The sequence below is a fragment of the Chryseolinea soli genome, assembly GCF_003589925.1.
GTDB lineage: Bacteria > Bacteroidota > Bacteroidia > Cytophagales > Cyclobacteriaceae > Chryseolinea > Chryseolinea soli.
Map to the genome: position 1 here is coordinate 4482113 of NZ_CP032382.1, position 18286 is coordinate 4500398.

The following is an 18286-nucleotide window of genomic DNA, read 5'->3' on the forward strand; positions in this document are numbered from 1 at the left end:
TGTGGGTTCTTTAATGCCCGTCGGGTTGCAGCTGCGACGAACGAAAATCCATAGGAATTCAGTATTGGAAATCAGGGGGTCAATGTAGCAAAAAAGGGCATGCTGAGGGAGAAAGGGTGTCGCTCCGAGAACGTTATTTTGATGAATGGCAGGTCTTTTGGGATAACGGAGAGCATTGGAGGCGCGCATAACCTGTTGCGCTAAATAGATATCTTAGCAAACGAACAATAGGAAGATGCCATGAGCTTAACGAACCACGGGATACTGATTGCCATTTTTGTCTTTCTTTCAGCTTGTCATACCCGGAAGCCTGCGGAGACCAAGATGCTTGATCTTGGGCAATTCACCATTACAGTACCCGCCACCTGGAGTCCCGTTAAGGTACGCGGTATTGATTCCTACGTAGGTCTTATCGCGCTGGACTACGGGGATACGATAAACTTTGATCTGGGATGGTATTCCAATTCGTTGGAGGAAGACCAAAAATTTGAGATTCTGAATGGCGACTTCTACGTGTTGGACAGCGCATCGTCGGATAGTGTTAGAAACTTTACATTTTACGGGAAAGCGGATACGGTTGATGTCGAAAGGTTCATGGAAAATAAAATTACCTGGACAACCGTGGATGGCAGAAAAGCAAAGATCGTGTCCCCGAAACGCACAGGCCAGGGAATGACCGGCATCTATATCGACAGTATCTGGATGGCCGGTTCTGCTCGCGACAGGTTTCAAATGAATGGTAGAAGCCTGAATGCAGAGAATGAGCGTCGGTTACTAAATGCTTTTAAGACGTTGCGATTTAACAAGTGAAAAGCGATCTCCAGGGGAGATCGCCGTCATTGTGAGCAAGCGGGTCTGCTTACTTCGCCATCAACACCTTATCAATCACCTCGATCACCCCGTTGCTCTGATAAACATCCTTCACCGTGACCCACGCAGCATTGTTTTTCTCATCCCAGATCTTAAGCTTGTTGCCTTCCATGCCGGCCCAAAGTTTTCCGCCCGCCACAGTAGTCAGCTCGGCTTTGCCGTTGCCGGCCTTGATTCGCTTCATGAGCTCCCGGCTGTCTACTTTGCCGGCGACGACGTGGTAGGTGAGCACATCGCTCAGCATCGCCTTGTTCTCCGGTTTCAGCAACGTCTCGACGGTTCCGGCAGGCAGCGCATCAAAGGCTGCATTGGTGGGAGCAAAGACGGTAAAGGGGCCTTTGCCTTGCAGGGTTTCCACGAGGCCGGCGGCTTTCACAGCGGCCACCAGCGTGGTGTGGTCCTTCGAGTTCATGGCGTTCTCGATGATGTTCTTCGAAGGATACATCTGCGCGCCACCGACCATCACGGTTTTTTCTTGTGCTGTCGCCAGGGTCAAGGCGAACGCAAACATGCATGCGGTTAGTACAACCGAATTCACTCTTTTCGATTTCATAGGGTTTGTTTTTTAGTTGTACCCCGACTACTGGATTTCAGACTTGCATCTTTTTTATGTTTATCGGACGAAGAGCATCCGCGCGCGGGCAGTCAGCAGGCGATACAAGAGGATCGAATCTTTAATAAGAAAACAGGAAAACTCTGGTTCTCCGGGAAAAAAATGTGAACTTAATAGGGCGGAACGAGGGAGTATGACGGTTTATGTATTCTTCAAGTAAACTCACCTACCTATGAAAAACCAAGCTGTGTTCCAAGTACCACGCTTTCTAGTCATTGTTGCAGGCTTCGTAGCGCCGACGGTCTTGTTTGGGCAACACACCGAGCATACCGAACATGCCGCTCACACCGTCCCAACGACTTCGACGGTCGAGCCACAACCCTTGCTTGCCCAGGCACTTCGCCTACAGGAGGCGTTGTCGTTTCTGGGTAGCGCGTTGTCGGCAGACGATACCAAACGGTTGAAGGCCTTGCAGGACAAAGCGCTTACGCAAGAAACCGTCACACAAATTCAGGCGATCCTCGACCCTTACTGTCTCGCTGCCGTCAGCATCAACCCCGAGGCGCGTGTGAAAGTCGCCCGGGGATCGGCGAAACCGGTTTTGATCCAAGGCGGCTGGACGAGTTTTCTTGTCAAAGTGCAAAACGATGCGGGTGTCACGGCGCAGTTGAATATTGAAAGTCCAAATGCCGTCCGTCCGCTGCACGCGCCAAGCCAAAATCCAAAGGTCAAGGACGAAGACATTATTTCGCCGGGTCAGGCGGGTAATCGTTTCCTCGAGATGCAAGTATATCGAAACCGTCCATTGACGACACACCTCTCGGGGCTTCGCCTGGAGTATGTAGTGGCCCAGATCTATAGCAAAGATGCAGGACAACGCGAGGCAGAGATCGGGTTCAACATCGGCCAAGGCACACAGGACATTGGCTTTCGAAATACGATCAACCTATTGTTCGACGTCAAGCCTTCGGTGAAGGTCACTTTCGAAGTCAAGGACGACGACGGTTCCCCCACCATGGCGTCGTTCCTCATCACCGATGGGATCGAACGCCTGCTCGACAGCACGGAGAACCGGCAAAACCAACCCTTCCACTTATGGGCAGCGCAACAAGAATTTCACTATGACGACTACAAGCTCCCCGGAAGGCTGAGGGGCATCTACCCGCTCCCGTCACGAAGGGTGGCAGCGTTCGACGAGTATCCCGATTTCTTTTTTCAACCCCAGGTTTACCGCACGCACGGCGAGCACGTGCAGCTTCCTCCCGGCAAATATTCCGTTACCTTCACCCGCGGCCCGGAATACATCTCACAAACCCGCGAGCTGGTTGTTCCGCCAAACGTGTCGACCTTTAGCACGTCGTTTCAGCTTCGGCGTTGGATAGATTTGGCTAAACTGGGATGGTACAGCGCCGATCATCATGTGCACGGCGGAGGATGCAGTCACTACGACAGCCCGGAAGAGGGCGTGCCACCCGCAGACATGTGGCGCCAGGAATTGGGCGAAGACCTGAACGTGTCGGCCGTGTTGGCGTGGGGCCCGAGTTGGTATCACCAGAAGACATTCTTCACAGGCAAGGACGACCCGCTCTCGACATCTAAAAACATCATGCGAAACGATGTGGAAGTCTCCGGCTTCCCCTCGTCGCACGCCGGCCACATCGTGTTGCTGCGGTTGAAGGAAGACGACTATCCCGGCACCAAAACCATCGAAGACTGGCCCAGTTGGACGTTGCCCGTGTTGACGTGGGCCAAATCTCAAAACGCCGTGGTGGGCTATGCGCACTCGGGATGGGGACTGGAGCCACTTGAACCCACAAAAGATCTCCCAAACTATGTCATACCCAAAATGGATGGGATAGGTGCGATGGAATATATCGTCACCATCACACACGGCGCCGTTGATTTTTATAGCCTGGGCGATACGCCCGCGCCGTGGGAATTGAATATGTGGTACAACACCCTCAACGCCGGATTCAGAACAAGGCTCAGCGGAGAAACCGACTTCCCCTGCATCTACGACGAACGCGTGGGATTGGGAAGAAGCTATTTCAAACCCGATGGCCCGTTGAGCTACGACAACTATGTAGAGGCGATAAAGAAGGGACGGTCATACGTCACCGAAGGAGGCTCCCACATTCTCGACTTCTCGGTCAACGGAACGGAGCCGGGCACAAAGAACAGCGAAGTACAAGTGAAGGGCAAACAAACATTGAAGGTGACCGCACGGGTCACGGCCAATTTACCCGCGCAGCAAAATGACGAAGGCAAATCCATCGCAAAGCGAGCCGTAGATGGCCAGCCCTACTGGCACATCGAAAGGGCTCGCGTGGGAAGCACGCGCAATGTCAAAGTGGAACTACTTGTCAATGGCGAACCCGTGGAGTCGACTGAGGTATTGGCCGATGGCACGTTCAAGAACATCAACTTCTCGTATCCCATCAGTAAATCGAGCTGGTTGGCGCTGAGAATTTATCCCAGCTCACACACCAACCCGGTGTTTGTTATCGTAGATGGCAAACCGATTCGGGAATTGCGCAGCGCAGACTGGTGTCGCAAGACCGTTGACCAATGTTGGAAAATGAAAGAGGGGCAGATCCGCGCCAGTGAACGCGCAGCAGCCGCTACCGCGTATGATCATGCCCGCAGCGTCTATGATAAAATCATTCAGGAGGCTTCGCAGAAATGATCCGGGGTCTGCATCTTACGAAGAAAGAAATGATTGATCGTTTGACGCCCAAATTTGCGGTATTCGTCTCCGAATAAAAAATAATTCATGAAGAAATTCCTGTTGCTTTTTGTTTTCCCGTTTTTTTCAAACTGCATGGCTCAAAAAAATCTCTCGAACCATGTTAGTGTAGATAGCCTTGTCACCGCCATCGATAGAGATCACTCATTAAAAAACTTGGCGATAGAAGTTCCAGGTATGACAACCGAGGGTAGTGCATTCGTTGGCTATTATGATGATAAATCAAACGACATTAGGAAATTGGTTGTCAGGCACTTTGGGGAAATGGGAAATACGGCAACAACATATTACATCGAGGAGAATCAATTAATTTATCAAAAAAGGCTTTCGAATAACTACGATAAGCCATTCTATATGAAGGAGCATACCGTTAAGAGCGACTCTGTAGCTATCAATTGTTTGAGTAAAAAATCGGGTTGTGATCAATCTTCCTTTGCCAACGACCTTTCCGTCTTTAGGAAAGAATTTGAAAAGAGGATAGCGCATTAAACATGCTATCTACCCTTTTTCTTTTTTCTTGATGTATAAATAATAGCCGGCAACCGTGAAGATCAGGAAATAGCCAAGTGCCATCCCATGTATGTTCACCGGCGGAACGGCCGCTTTGGTCTCGACACCGGCTTTTAAATAATTGAACATGCAATAGGTGTAAGGAAGCAAAAATCCATATTTCCACGACAAGGTCCCCAACGCCCCGATCCAAAAGATAAAACCACACCCGATGCTGACCAGGAAGTTCCGGTAATGCAGGCTAAGCAAATACTGCAAAGCAATGATGGGTAAACAGTCGATAAAATAAAATAGATCTTCGCGCAGAAAATAATCATACGGTATCGCCCCAGGCCATGACACCCCCGGAATGATTAGTTGAGGAACAACCCCCGCCAGCCAAATGCCGACGTTGAACAAAATAAGAAACTGCATCATCATCACGGCGATCACAGTGAGCTTCGAGAGGAAAATGATCGTGAGGGAGAGCGGCGTGGTGTGGAGTTGTTTCCAGGTGTTGTTCTTGTATTCCAGCTGGGCGATGAGGCTGGTGGCCAGTATGACGCCGAGCGGCAATAGAAAAATGGCCATCGATTCCCATGCATTTTTCCACAACAACATCCAGAAACCATCCGATGCGTACAGCCCCGGCAAACGCTCGTAGTAAACGAGCCGGGCAATGATGATGATGGTCGGGGTGAAGAACGCTCCAATCACCACCATCCATGAAGCCAGGCTTCCTTTTTTCTTCAGCCATTCGCTTTGAAGGCTGGCAACATAAGCATATGCCATGATCAGGAATTTACAAGGTCTATAAAAATGGATTCGAGATCGTTCTTCACCGGGCGGATGGCGTACACCTCGATCCCAGCCGAAACCAGCTTTCTGTTCATCGCGGCGATCTCCGTTTTGGTCATTGCAGGAAGACGGATATGGCCATCGGTGTAGAGGGCTTCCATATGATCATCCAACAGCAGGCGCATCGCCGCACGGGGGTCGCCGGCCTCCAGCACAATGTGGAGGGTCTGTTGTTGCTTGCTCTTCAGGGCGTTCAGCGTTCCCTGAAAGATCAGCTCGCCTTGGTGGATGATGCCCAGGTGGGTTACCAGTTTTTCGATCTCGGCCAACAAGTGGCTGGAGACCAGGAGGGTGGTGCCGTGTTCTCGATTCAACCGCTTTAGTAATTCACGCATTTCAATAATGCCATTGGGATCAAGCCCGTTTGTGGGCTCATCCAAAATGAGCAGCTCCGGGGCTGGCAGTAACGCCAGCGCAATGCTGAGCCGCTGCTTCATACCCAATGAAAACTGTGACGCTCTTTTTCGTCCCGTGTCGCCGAGCCCAACCAAGTCCAACACGTGCGGGATATGGGCCGTCGGGCATTGATATACTTTTTGGAACACGGCAAGATTCTCTTTCGCGCTAAGGTGTCCATATACCGACGGACTCTCGATCAACGACCCGACCCGGCGTAAAATGTCGATGCGATTTTTATCGAATGCTTTTCCAAAGAGGGTGATCGATCCTTCCTGTCGTTTCAATAGTCCCAGGATCAACCGTAGTGTGGTGGTCTTGCCGGCTCCGTTGGGGCCTAAAAATCCATAGATCGCTCCCTGTTCCACCGTGAGATTGATGTTGCGAAGAACATCTTGTCCGCTGCTGAAGCGATGGCTGAGGTTGTGAGTTTCCAGGGAAAGCATGCTTTAAGTTTTGTAGCGAGACGCATGCCGGGGTAGTTTGTTACAGGAGGGTGTTCCTTTTTTGGCATTGAAGCGTTACAAGGATTGATTTGGTCATAATGAAAAAAGCCTGAAGTTTTCTTCAGGCTTTTTAGTTCTTAAGACAAAGCCAAACCGATGAAGCAAAAACGATTTCACTTCGTCAGCTGCCGCACAAAGTTTTCATGATCCCAATCGATCTTCAGATCCGTGATCTTGCCATCGGGGTTAAATCGGAAAATGAAAATATGCTCACTGTCGAAACCATTGCCCTTCGGAGCGAGCCCGGCAAATTCTTTCTCCTGTTTGCCAAAGATCACTACCTGGCACGTTACCGCATCGGCAGCCTCGTCGTATTGCTGACTTTTTACGGTGTTATCCAGGTCGGGGAAGGCATCCATCAAGGCTGACCAGACGGCCTTGCCGATTTCATGGAGCTTGCCGGCATAGTCGGCTCCGAGCGGGACAAACGAAACGGTTCCATTGGGCGCACACAGACCGAGCATACGGTCCACATCCATATCCTGGTAGGCGGAAAAGAATTCAATACAAGTTCCTTTTTTGGCGAGCACGTCCACGCGCTCCTGTTGGTGAATTGTGGGATTCATGGTGAAAGGGTTTTGGGTGATGACGTTGATTTATATTTAGTAATGAAAGAGATACGTTTACTTTTTCTTCGGATAGTTAGGATGCTGCTTCACTTTCCTGATCTGCCGCAAGTGCCTGTCCATATGCCCGAAGATGGTGATGTAGCGTTGATGAATATTGCTGCCACCGCCGCGCATAAAATAAACCCGTAAGTCCTCGGTGGCACTGGTGACGTAACTAATGGACTCGTTTCTCATTTTCAACAGCCATGCCATATTGTTTTTCAGGTCGTTCAATCCCATGGGTACGGTATAGGTGAACGGTTTGGTATACTCGGTGGTGATATGCTGTTTCTCTTCCATAATAAAAGCGAAGTAGGTGCTGTCCGCATTCGCCTTGACAGCCATCTCCAATTGCGGGCCGTTGGAAAGCATGCGGCTCACGTCGTGGGTCATCAGCAATTCCCAGGTGGCAATGTGCTCGACCACCTGGTTGATCGACCAGCGATCGGGCGATTCCTTAAAGCTCCATTGTTCTTTGGTGAGGTCTTTCGTTTCGCGGATCAATTCGTCGCGCGAGCGGATCAGGTTGTCCAGGAGGTACTTGCGGTCGGCTTCCGTCCACAGTTTGGTTTCCTGGCTACGGCCAGCGAACCCAAGGAAGAGGAGAAACAGGAGGGTAACTGTCTTTTTCATGAGGGGTTGTTTTGATGATGGTGTAAAGCTCGCATGCGGGAGTTCCCCACCCTTGTAAAAATGCGAACGGCGCGGGTTATTGTTTTACAAAACGGGTCAGCTCCTGGTGGACCAAATGATAACGGGTGGGGTTCATGCGGTTGAACTCCATAAACTCTTTCACGAGGTGGGACTGGTCGTGAAAGCCATACTCTTCCACAATTTCCTGCCAGTCGATCTTTTCATGATGGGCGATCTTGTTCGACAAGTTGCCGAATCGTTTTATGCGGCTATAGAATTTTGGTGACACGCCCACCTTTTCCAGGAATTTCTTTTCCAGATAGCGCCGGCTGATCTTCAGTTGAGCGGCCACAGCCTCAACCGAAACACATCCTTTGCAGGCGTCGATGTAGTCGATCGCTTCGTCGATGATGGTGAGATTGCTTTTTGCAGCGGTGGCATAGGAAAGCATCAATTCTTCCAACACCTTAATACGACCTTCGTCGGATGGCTGGTTCTTCACGGCCGTCCAAAGGATCTCTTCCGGCAAACCCGGCAGGAAAGAGAGCGACACGCGGGCATTGACCAGTTGTGACATGCGAACGCCAAAGAAATTATAGAGCGCTGAAGGCCGCAACACAATGCCCGCTATCCCGATCTTGCCGTGGAGCAACAACGTGTAGTTGGATGTGAACTGCCCCGACACAAATGCGCGGGGCACCACCACCGGTTCATTTTTGTGCTGCGATGCCTTGTACAGGTCCGCATAGTTGAACACGATGGAAGAATAGCTGTTGGGAGGGCTTTGCACCTGCATGCCGTCGGCGGCCTCACCTTCCCAGATGAAATAGCACTCCACAAAGGGGAGGAGGGCTTTGGCAGGATGGAATTTTTGGTAGCGCATACAGGCACAGGCTTATGAAAGATAAGAAAAAGGCCAGTGAGGTGTATGCTGGAAAATGCCCCCGAAGAGATTTTCCCGGAATCAGCCGGCTATTCTATCCTGGACAGGCTTGAGTTTATAGGCCTTGTGGAAAAAGCGATCGGCCTCGTGTTGGTCGGCAGCAAAGTTGACCACTTCCTTGATCTTTCCATCTTCGATTTTCCAGAGCAGGCACCAGAGCATGTCCAGGTTGTTGCCATCTGCCCGGTTGCTCCACCCGCGGTGGCAATCGATAACATAATTGTCGTTGACGCCCAGCACAATGGGATCGGCTTTGAAATCGGACTTGGCCAGTTGAGAAAAGAAGGCCACTACTTCCTCTATTCCAACCTTGGTGCCGCTCAACGGATGGTGACCGGGAATCGTCCAGCGAACATCTTCCGCCACCACGGAACGCATCAAGGCAACGTCGTGGTTTCCATAAGCCGTAAAAAATGTGTTGATAATTTTAAGATTGGGATGCTCTGTTGTCATGGGTTATACGCTATTATTTATCCCGCAAAGATGAAAGCTTTGCCCTAACAACGACTTGACAAAAATCAAGAAAACGCCGGTTCAAAGCAGCCTTTTCAATGCAATGACCAAAAGGCAGGAAGCGATGTTGCTTCTTCCCGGCCGCGCCTGTCGAAGCTTTAGCGAAGGAGGTTGCCCCATTCGCCCTTCAAATAAGTTGATCCACCGGCGAAATCGACACAAAAATCGGTTGCGTGCTTTTTAGGCCATACATGCACTTTTCGGGGTCCCTCGACGGGCTATTTTTGGTTCTAAAAATTAACCCTCTGTTTTAGCATGTACTTCCTCTTTGCCTGCCTTTTGGCGCTTCACACCCCCTTTCTAACACCCCGCCAACCCGGAAAATCCGTTTCCGAATCCCAAGCCATCCCTCCAGACAGCACGATCCATATCCTTTTTGCGAACGAAGAACCGGAAGCAGCGCGTCTGCAATTTGAGGACTCGTTGATGCATCTTTATAACGCGATGGATTTGTCGCACTATGGCCTGGCCTTCGATGCGTTTCGCTATGGCATGATCGGCTATGGCACGTTGCAACAACAAGGCCGGCTCAGCGATAAAAAAATGATCACTATCATCGACTTCACAAAACCCAGCACAGAGAAAAGATTTTATACGCTCGACTTATCTGCGCTGCGGGTGGTGTATCACACGTATGTGAGTCATGGAAAAAATTCAGGTGAAAACAAAGCCACGAGCTTTTCAAACATAGTGCACTCCAACCAAAGCAGCATGGGCTTTTTTGCCACGGCCGAAACTTACGTCGGCGGCAAAGGCTTTAGTCTGAAACTCGACGGTCTCGAAAAAGGCTATAACGACAACGCCCGCGAACGCGCGGTGGTGATCCACGAAGCGGAGTATGTGAGCGAAATCTGGATCAAGAAATACGGCCGGCTAGGAAGAAGTCAGGGATGCCCGGCGTTGCCGAAGGGACTTTCTAAGGAGATCATTCAAACGATAAAGAATAACACACTCATCTTCGCCTACTACAACGATACGGCCTATCTGCAAAGCTCGGCGTATCTCAATCCCGCTCCATTGATCTCAAGTCTCAGCGCTTCGGCCCCTGCCAGCGCCGAGTAACCTGGATTGCCTTTGGGAGCTATCATGTTTTGTAGGTAATAATTCTTTAGAGTCCGGCGACATCACCGCCCATTTTAGCTTTCTCTTTTTCTTTCGGGAACAGCAACTGCAGTTGGCGTCTGTCATGACCATAGATGTCTTCCCGGAAGTTTACAGAATCATTTTCGTCTACCCAGACCGTGATGTAGTCGATGTAGACATCATATCTCTTTTTTAAACGGACGGTAGCGGGAATCGAATCGTTCATGGCTTTCTTGATCCGCTCCAGGTCCCAGCCGGTTTGGTCGCGCATCAAATAGGCAGCGAAGCGCGCGGGCTCGTCCAGGCGAACACAACCGTGGCTCAGAGCGCGATAGTCTTTGGTGAACAACCGGTGATTCGGCGTGTCGTGCAGGTAGACACTCATGGTGTTGGTCAGCAGGAATTTGACCCGTCCCAGGGAGTTATCGGGTCCGGGTTGTTGCACGATGCGATATTTGTAAGGGTTGGCCGAATCGTCCCAGGTTTCGGTGGTGGGATCGATAGCAATTTCGTCCTTATAAAAGGCGTAGTTCTTATTCACATAATAAGAAGAATCGCTCTTCAACCGCGGAATGATCTCTTCGCGGATGATGCTGGTGGGAACCGTCCACGTGGGGCTGAACACAATGTGGCCCATGGCGTCGTTGAAGATCGGTGTCGGTTTGTCTACGGCGCCCACGATCACTCGCATGTCCATGGCCGGTTTGTGGTTTTCATACACCGTGAGGGTATAGGCCGGAACATTTACCTGGATATAGTTGTCGCCATACTTTTCGCGCGACCAGCGCAGGCGCTCCATGTTCAGGGCAATGAGGTCTGCTTTCTCTTTGAACGATTGATTTAAGAATCGTAACGTCCGCTCGCCAAGGATGCCATCGGCTTCCAAGCCATGCTTGCTTTGAAACGCTTTCACCGCTTCGACCAGGCCTGCATCATAACGTGTCGAATCGAAGGCACACGAGGCACTGTCGAAGGCGACGGGATATACCTTCATGTCGGTGAGCGATAATTTCTTGCGGACAGCTGTAATCAGGTTATGGTGGTCATCCGGTTTGATCTTCACACCCTTTGTGATCTCCAGGGGAGAGGAGGGGGTGTTCTTTTCCAATGCCCGGTAATAGGCCAGCGCCCGCTGCAGTTTGCCATATTGCTCCTGCGTCGGCTGAAGTTGTTGGATGGCCGCCAGGAGTCCATCAGGGGTTTGTGCTTTGCCGATCAATTCAAGATCCAGGTTGCGATCTAAACGCGGACTGGGTTTCCAAATGCTGCGACCGCCGCTCGCTTCTGTGATCTTGCCCACGCTGAGGTGGGTCGTATAGTTGAAAAGCATTTCGGTGATGTGCCGGTCCAGGGCAATCAACGTCTGTGGTTTGACGGCCTTATCGCCATAGAGCAATTTTACGCTCTCCTGTATGCCTTCCAGATCGTAGTCGGCGGGGTTCAATCCAAACTTGCCGGCATCGCTCAGTGCAGCTACTACAGTTGCGTAAAGTGGCGAGGGTTGATTGTCTAACAGCCACTGGCTTTGGAAGGAATGTTGCCTGTAAAATTGTTGTGCCTTGGCTTGTTCTTTGTTGAGCGATTTTCCGAAAACGACTGAATCCAACAAAACAGGTTTCCCGGGGGCCAGCGTTGCCACTGCCGTCGTATCCGCTTTCGCAGGAACAGGGACGGAAACCTGGGCGACATGCTGGCTGCAGGAGTAAAAAATGGCAGACAGCAATGTCAACGTCAATAAACGGTGTGCGTTGAGCTTTTTAAAGCTCCTGATCGATGAGTACATGTAGATTAAGCCCTCCAAGCGCATTAGTGCAAAAACAATTCCAGTTAAAACAACTCCGGATTCCGACCAAAGTGTAGAATCTATAACCCACAACGAGAGGGAATTGTGGAATTTAAAGGCATTATCGAGCGCATAGTGCTCTCTCTAACGAAAGAGATAACACAAGGTTGAGGCCAAACTTTAAAAGTGGAAAAATCGGTTCAAACAAGCATCAAACATTGATACGCTTGCTCTGGGTTTTAAGAAATGTCCAATAAAGGGAACTTATTTCCAACGCAAATCGGCCGCTTCACTGCCGGTAGAGATGAACGGCGAATTTTGAGACATGAAAGTCTTTAACCAGCGCCCGCGTTGTGTCCATTTTTTCTTGAATTTTTCACAGGTAAGGTTGACCTGAGTACAGCGTGCCATACAGAAGCATTAAAGCTGACGCAAAACGAAACATCACCCGCGAAAATGGCGGCGATTCGAGACTGAATCGCGAGATAAAATTCGATGGTTATTTGTTTCCCAATGCCGCCTTCACCACTTCGCCATCCTGCGCCGACGTCATCCCCGAAACACCGATGGCACCAATGATCTTTCCGTCAGCGGAGTAGATCGGTTCGCCGCCTTCGACCGGAACCACATTCAAGCCGAGCACTTTCAAGCCAGCGCCGCCGCCGGCCACGACATCTTCAAACGCTTTGGTGGGGCGCTTGAAATTGTTGGCTGTTTTTGCTTTTCCCATGGCCACCTCGATAGACCCTAGCTGTGTGTTGTCCATCTTGGTGAGCATCACCAGGTTGCCTCCCGTATCAACGATCGCTACGACCACCGTGTATTGTTTGCTCACGGCGAAAGCCTCGGCCGCGGCCACGATTTTCTTGGCAGCCTCCAAGGTAATGGAAGGCCCATAGGCAACAAGCTTGGTTTGGGTTTGTGCATTCACCGAAATCGTGATGGCAAAGAGGGCGAGGATCAAGATGGTTTTCATAAAGCAGTTGGTTTGGGTTGGATAGCGATTCGTTACGAAAGATAATACCTCCGGGGCATAGGTTAATCATCCGGTTTGCGGGCGGAAAGGGAACCGGTTGGGCGGTTCTACCCTGTATTTTCTTTTTCTGAATGATCCTTGGGGCAGTATATGAGGCAGGGTTCGTTTGTCACGGGCAAACGAACTGGAGATCAATGGGCTTTTTTATTTATCCGATCCAGATACCAATAGTTTTTCCAGCTCTTCCTTATCCTTCATGGTCACACCCTCCGACCCCGCCACGGGCTCGACAACCCTTGTGCCGGGGAGCGTGGTGGAGGGTGCTGCCACGGTGATGTAACGATACCTGTACCGGTAAATAATTTTACGACGATACACCGTATCGGGAACCGTGGCCAGGTACACGGTGTCACGTACCATGCGCACGGCGACGGGAGGGGGCGTAGGAACGGGTTTTAGCCACCACGTGGCCACCATGATAAACAGGCAAACGCCGGCCATGACATAGGCGGGTACCTGCGCCTGGAAAAAACTGGTCCATCGGGAAGGCCGTTGCCGGATCTTTACCTGGTCTTGTAAGGAGGCCAGGATCCATGGATCGGGAGAAAGACCGGTCTTGAGTTTTACCAAAGCCTGACCGATTTTTCTCGCGAGTCTGTATTGCTCTTCCGATCCAAATTCTTGGAGCACCACTTCTTTTTCTTCGTGAGTGAGTTGGTCGAAGCTTTTTTCGTCCAACAGTCGCTCGAGTTTTTGTTCTTTTTCCGATGGTGTCATGTCATTGCGTTTTCAGGGTGATAGGCGCCCAGGTAGCCGGCCAGTTTTTTCTTCAAATAGAATAATCTCGACTTCACGGTTCCTTCCGGGCATTCCAGGATGGCGGCTATTTCTTCGAGATTCAACTCTGCTTCATAGCGGAGGGTGAACAGGTGCTTGTCGGCTTCTTCCAGTTTTTCGAGGGCGCTGTCGAGGGCATTCTTGAACTGCTGATCTTGTAGAGCGGCATAGCCCAGGTTCTCCACACTTTCGTCGGGAGGCGCGGGGCCGTGGGCTTTGCGGAAGGCATGTTTGCGATATTCGTTCTTACACATGTTGTGGGCGATGGAATACAGCCAGGTTGAAAATTTTCTTTCGGGTTGAAAGCGCGTGGCGTTTTCGATCACCTTCACGAACAGATCGTGGAGAAAGTCTTGGGCGCGTTCGCGGTCTTTCCACAGCATACGATAGAAGTAGCGCAGCAGTCGTGTGCCGTAGCGCTCATACAGGGCCGTCAAGGCGCGATCGTCGCCGCGTTGCACCTGTTGCATTAATTCTTCGTCGGTTTTTTTACCGATGCGGTCAAAAAACATGCGCGGTTATTTTGTCAACACTTCCATGAACACCCGGAAGCCAATATCGTCGCCGGGGCCTTGGTAGGCATTGATGCTTTTGATGGTCGATTCTTCGGGCGGATGATTCCAGCTGCCGCCACAGGCTTTGCCCTCTTCGTTGGTCATCTCGGCCACGTTGCCCACGACGTCGTATAGGCCGATGTCGTTGGGGAAATACGACTTCACGGGTCCCATCAGCCAGAAGCCATCGGCGGTCGTTGCCTTTGTTCCCGGGCAGGGCTTGAGGTGGTCGGGATATCTGAAATTGCCCAGGGAGCATCCACGGGAATTCAACGGGCTGTTGCGCATGTTGTAGTACCGGAACCACGGATACAGAATATCTTTATCAGCCATAGACACCACCTTGGTTTCATATTTCTTGGAGATGTCGTGTCCCGGTTCAAATATTTTCACCTCGACCATATTTTCATCCAACACCCACGACTTGGCGTTGCGCAGGCTGGCAGCGGCCACCTGCCATTCGTTCACAGACGGCAACCGGAACTTCACTTTTTGATATTTGCGGCCCGGGGCATTGTTGTATTGTTCCGTAAGCCAATCGCAATATGCCTGTGCCCCCTGGTAAGAAATGTTGATCGCCGGGTGGTTTGTAAAATATTTTTTCTTCTTTGACGGCGTCGATCGCACGATATAACTTTTCATGAACGACAGCGCCGGTTCCCCGTATTGCGAAAGATCGAACCGGGCCTTTTCATAGGTCTCCGTGCGTTTGTTATCCTGAAGATAGCCTAAAAAATTGTTGTATTCGGCATTGGTCACTTCGGCGTCACAGGCATAGACGTTATCCTTTACAAGTTTGAAATCGTCCTCGATTTTTTTCAGGTTCAGCGGGAAGGGAACGAAGGGTGTGGTCTCGTAGGTTTTGCCGGCGAGAAAGTTGTTGACCAGGGCTTCCTTTCCGCTTTCGGCCGCCAGTTTCACTACGAGTCCTTCCCAATACTGGGCATGTTTCAGGTCGCCTGTTTTTTGATAGTGCTCGTGCAACAGCAGCATGGGCACGAGGTAGTTGGTCTGCAAAACTTTGCCGGCGGCCGACTCGCCCTCGCCGTCAAAATTCACGGTGAGGTAGTCCATCAGGAAGCGATTTTCCAAATTCTCTTTGATGATGGCGAGGTTGTCGAGCCGTTCGGTGCTGAGCTGCGAGGCCAGCCCGACAACATAGAGTTGGTTTTTGATCGCGGCGATATTTTCCTGCCCCAGGGTGAGGGTGTAATAGAATTTCACGGCTTGGTTTTGGCTGGGCAATGTGCCGCAAAGACGTTTCTTTTGTTCGACCGGGGTCAACGCCTCGACGGCCGTGTCGTCCCATTGCAGGGCCAATGCGCCGAACTTTCGGTTCCGGTAGACCGGTTCCAGCAACAAGTCGAGGCTCAGTACCTTTACGTCGGGCCGCACCTTGAGCACATCCTGGAGAACCACGATGGGCAGCGTGATGTGATCGGCCTCCGTGAAAAGAACGGCATCTTTCTCCACCGACATCAACACGTTATAACTATAGTGTAAAAGCGATTGTGAAAGCTGGCCGCTGCTAAAAAGTTTCTCACTAAACGCTTTTCGGTTTTCTTCCTGGCCAAAGAATTCATTCTCCAGGAATAGCGAGGCATAGGTGGCGGCGTTGTCGGGCTGCAAGGCATAGGCTTTGTCAAGCAGCTGGCGGGCCTTTGTGCGATCGGTTTCCTGCCAGGCCTGCACACAGAGCAATTCGAACGATCCCGGCACGGCGGCACGCATGTCTTCGGCAATGTGCGAGAGCCTTTCTTCCGGCCGTTGGGCATAGCGACTGGCCATGTAGTAGTTCATCCACGACGCAGGACTGTTTTTTTGATTGACCATTTCCTGCTCCCACGCGCGGGCCTGCTCTTCATACCAGGCAACGGGTTTGATCACTTTGGTCTTCGCGGCGATGGGTTGGGGCGAGGCGGCCTGAAGCACGGACGAGAATAGCATCAACGCGAGCACGAAATTCAATTTCAGCATAGAAGATAAACGTTAGGTTTCAACAATGCTGTACACGCGAACCAGTGCGTGGTTCAAAGAATTTCTTTAGTCCTGAGTAGTTAGTCCTTTGGCTAGGCAACTGATGGGAAATGGGGTGTCGGCATTACTCCTCACTCCGGCTAAATTTCAGGACGCTTACCAGTACAATGACAAAAAACAAGGTCAACTGAAGAATGTAAAAGCGATTGAGCTGTGTACGCAAGGGTGCGGTTTGTTGAATAAAATCAGTACTGTTGTTTGTTATCACCTCTCTGAATTTTGTTCCGAGCTTGTTTCCAAAGAGCACACCATTTAAAACCACCATCACCACCAGGGCCATCTTGATCTTGAACCAGGACTGTTCCCACCAGACGCCTTTCACCAGGAGGAGCATCGCCAGTCCCGTGGCAATAATGATGACACCCCCTATTCTGACAAATTCACCGTAGCGCGACATAAGCGGAAGCAAGCCCAATGACCGGTTATCGCCGTGGTCGGCAAACCTCCAAAAAAGTTTAAACGTGAAGTAATCAATAAACGAAGTGCCTGCCATGATCACGATGCCGGTGATGTGCAGGGTAAGAAGGATGCGCAGAAAGATCTGTGTTCTCATGATGCGATGGCTTTGTTGTTATACGTTGTTTCCTCGTGTTTTTTTATGCTGGCAAAACTACCTTTTGGTTGTATTTATACGTGAAACAAAACCTTTTGGTAGTAAAAAACAACGCATTTCCACAGTTTTTTATAGATTTATTTCCAAAAGGAAGGAATTACATGAACAAGACAGTGGAGCTCGTCCGGCTTTGGGGGGAGTATGAACAGCGCCATCCGGAGGCGACCATAGAAGACTTCTGCCGGCACCAGGCATCTGCCACGCTTCGGCAGGAGAAAACGGTGGTGCCGGAAGGACAAATGCAACCAGACCTGAACGGCGCATTGGTCAGGCTGATCGGCCGGATCGCGAAGTTCCACGGCGTGTATACCAGCAAAGCCTTTCAGGGCACGGCGCTGGACCAGATCGAAGAATTTGGGATGCTGGTCACGATCTTTAATCAGAAGGAGCCGATAAAGTCGGAGGTGATCTTTGGCAATATTTTGGAGCTCTCCAGCGGCACGAACATGCTCATCCGGCTCATGAAGCGCGGGCTGATCAGCGAGTATGCCGACAAAGAAGACAAACGCGTGAAGCGGCTCCGGTTGACCGCGAAGGGTGAAAAAACGCTGAAGCGCGCTAAACAACTTCTGCTCAAAGCGGTGGCCATGCTGGTCCAGGATCTAACCGACGACGACAAGCAGTTGTGTCTGCAATTGCTGCGTCCTATCGACGCGCGATTCAGCGCCATCGTTCAAAAGCAAAAGAATAAAACGTTTGAGGAAATCTATGCGGAAAACATGCCGTGAAAGTTTGGGCATGTTTACGATGGAGCGCAATCGTTTGTTTTGTTGATTGGATATAAGAAAAAGCAATTGAGATAATAATAGAGGTCTCAATTTGAGCGTGCATAGATCACGTATGCCCTATCGGGTGACATTTTTTTCTTTAACAAAGCCAACATGTTCACCGCCGCGGCGTATATTTAGATTAGCTTTTTTTGATTCCATCATGTCGAGATTTCTAACCTATCTTCTCGTGGCATTGGCGACCGTACTGGCGTATGGCTGCTGCATGCAGGAGACAGGGATCGTCGACAGCCCTTCCCAACAAAAAGCCTTCCATGCGATGGGTCACACCACCGTTGCCAATCAAGTACCCGACATGATCGAGGAGGTGGATGTCGAAGAGACGGTCAAGCCCGCCATCAACATCCTCCCGGTGATCATCGCATCGATCGCACCCTATACGCCCACCTGCTTTCCAGTAACCATCGAACGTATCGATGGGTGTCATTGTCCCGTCTTTATCTTTCAGCATAAGCTATTGATCTGAGCTTTTGTCAACACGATCAAACCACGGAGAATCT

The 18286-nt window shown here is 50.7% G+C and carries 19 protein-coding genes; 6 read left to right on the forward strand and 13 right to left on the reverse strand.

The genetic code is table 11. The annotated features are described in order from the left end of the window. Nucleotides 1-240 precede the first annotated feature (240 nt). On the forward strand, nt 241-810 hold the full coding sequence (locus D4L85_RS19160; protein WP_119755817.1) for a hypothetical protein: 570 nt from the start codon (nt 241-243) through the stop codon (nt 808-810). Between the two features lie 49 nt (nt 811-859). Here the strand turns inward: D4L85_RS19160 and D4L85_RS19165 are convergent, their stop codons facing one another. After that, nucleotides 860-1423 (reverse strand): fasciclin domain-containing protein, encoded by a 564-nt coding sequence (locus D4L85_RS19165; protein WP_119755818.1) that lies wholly within the window; start codon nt 1421-1423, stop codon nt 860-862. A 232-nt stretch (nt 1424-1655) separates the two neighbouring features. Here D4L85_RS19165 and D4L85_RS19170 point away from each other — a divergent pair, with 232 nt between their 5' ends. Further along, complete coding sequence (locus D4L85_RS19170; RefSeq protein WP_162500956.1) at nt 1656-4109, forward strand: CehA/McbA family metallohydrolase; 2454 nt, start codon at nt 1656-1658, stop codon at nt 4107-4109. Between the two features lie 87 nt (nt 4110-4196). Further along, on the forward strand, nt 4197-4658 hold the full coding sequence (locus tag D4L85_RS19175; RefSeq protein ID WP_160143841.1) for a hypothetical protein: 462 nt from the start codon (nt 4197-4199) through the stop codon (nt 4656-4658). Nucleotides 4659-4667: 9 nt separating this feature from the next. On the opposite strand, the gene D4L85_RS19180 is transcribed toward D4L85_RS19175, so the two are convergent. From D4L85_RS19180 to D4L85_RS19205, 6 genes are all read right to left on the reverse strand, one after another. Beyond that, nucleotides 4668-5450, reverse strand: a complete 783-nt coding sequence (locus tag D4L85_RS19180) for an ABC transporter permease (RefSeq protein WP_119755820.1) — start codon at nt 5448-5450, stop codon at nt 4668-4670. A 2-nt stretch (nt 5451-5452) separates the two neighbouring features. Beyond that, nucleotides 5453-6358 carry an ABC transporter ATP-binding protein gene (locus D4L85_RS19185; protein ID WP_119755821.1) on the reverse strand — a complete coding sequence of 302 codons (906 nt, stop codon included), beginning with the start codon at nt 6356-6358 and terminating at the stop codon, nt 5453-5455. Between the two features lie 173 nt (nt 6359-6531). After that, nucleotides 6532-6984, reverse strand: coding sequence for an ester cyclase (locus D4L85_RS19190; RefSeq protein ID WP_119755822.1), 453 nt, complete (start codon nt 6982-6984; stop codon nt 6532-6534). A 57-nt stretch (nt 6985-7041) separates the two neighbouring features. Continuing rightward, nucleotides 7042-7659, reverse strand: a complete 618-nt coding sequence (locus tag D4L85_RS19195; protein WP_119755823.1) for a DinB family protein — start codon at nt 7657-7659, stop codon at nt 7042-7044. A gap of 76 nt (nt 7660-7735) precedes the next feature. Further along, nucleotides 7736-8542, reverse strand: coding sequence for a helix-turn-helix domain-containing protein (locus D4L85_RS19200; RefSeq protein ID WP_119755824.1), 807 nt, complete (start codon nt 8540-8542; stop codon nt 7736-7738). Nucleotides 8543-8623: 81 nt separating this feature from the next. After that, nucleotides 8624-9055 (reverse strand): nuclear transport factor 2 family protein, encoded by a 432-nt coding sequence (locus D4L85_RS19205; RefSeq protein WP_119755825.1) that lies wholly within the window; start codon nt 9053-9055, stop codon nt 8624-8626. Nucleotides 9056-9370: 315 nt separating this feature from the next. Between D4L85_RS19205 and D4L85_RS19210 the strand changes: the two genes are divergently transcribed. Further along, nucleotides 9371-10177 carry a murein L,D-transpeptidase catalytic domain family protein gene (locus tag D4L85_RS19210; protein WP_228450535.1) on the forward strand — a complete coding sequence of 269 codons (807 nt, stop codon included), beginning with the start codon at nt 9371-9373 and terminating at the stop codon, nt 10175-10177. A 46-nt stretch (nt 10178-10223) separates the two neighbouring features. Here D4L85_RS19210 and D4L85_RS19215 read toward each other — a convergent pair whose 3' ends face one another. The 6 genes from D4L85_RS19215 to D4L85_RS19240 form a co-directional block, all read right to left on the reverse strand. Then, nucleotides 10224-11981: a L,D-transpeptidase family protein gene (locus D4L85_RS19215; protein ID WP_160143842.1), complete on the reverse strand. Its 1758-nt coding sequence runs from the start codon at nt 11979-11981 to the stop codon at nt 10224-10226. Nucleotides 11982-12480: 499 nt separating this feature from the next. Then, nucleotides 12481-12957, reverse strand: coding sequence for a GlcG/HbpS family heme-binding protein (locus tag D4L85_RS19220; RefSeq protein ID WP_119755827.1), 477 nt, complete (start codon nt 12955-12957; stop codon nt 12481-12483). A gap of 204 nt (nt 12958-13161) precedes the next feature. Continuing rightward, nucleotides 13162-13734 carry a hypothetical protein gene (locus D4L85_RS19225; protein ID WP_119755828.1) on the reverse strand — a complete coding sequence of 191 codons (573 nt, stop codon included), beginning with the start codon at nt 13732-13734 and terminating at the stop codon, nt 13162-13164. Continuing rightward, complete coding sequence (locus tag D4L85_RS19230) at nt 13731-14306, reverse strand: RNA polymerase sigma factor (RefSeq protein WP_119755829.1); 576 nt, start codon at nt 14304-14306, stop codon at nt 13731-13733. Before D4L85_RS19230 ends, D4L85_RS19225 begins: the two co-directional genes overlap by 4 nt. A gap of 6 nt (nt 14307-14312) precedes the next feature. Beyond that, the gene (locus D4L85_RS34470; RefSeq protein ID WP_160143843.1) at nt 14313-16325 is read right to left on the reverse strand and encodes a formylglycine-generating enzyme family protein; all 2013 of its coding nucleotides are present in this window, start codon (nt 16323-16325) and stop codon (nt 14313-14315) included. A gap of 124 nt (nt 16326-16449) precedes the next feature. Continuing rightward, the gene (locus D4L85_RS19240; RefSeq protein WP_119755830.1) at nt 16450-16938 is read right to left on the reverse strand and encodes a DUF2214 family protein; all 489 of its coding nucleotides are present in this window, start codon (nt 16936-16938) and stop codon (nt 16450-16452) included. A gap of 161 nt (nt 16939-17099) precedes the next feature. Between D4L85_RS19240 and D4L85_RS19245 the strand changes: the two genes are divergently transcribed. Next, on the forward strand, nt 17100-17726 hold the full coding sequence (locus tag D4L85_RS19245) for a MarR family winged helix-turn-helix transcriptional regulator (RefSeq protein ID WP_160143844.1): 627 nt from the start codon (nt 17100-17102) through the stop codon (nt 17724-17726). A gap of 202 nt (nt 17727-17928) precedes the next feature. Next, nucleotides 17929-18252, forward strand: a complete 324-nt coding sequence (locus D4L85_RS19250; protein ID WP_119755832.1) for a hypothetical protein — start codon at nt 17929-17931, stop codon at nt 18250-18252. The last annotated feature ends 34 nt before the right edge of the window (nt 18253-18286 follow it).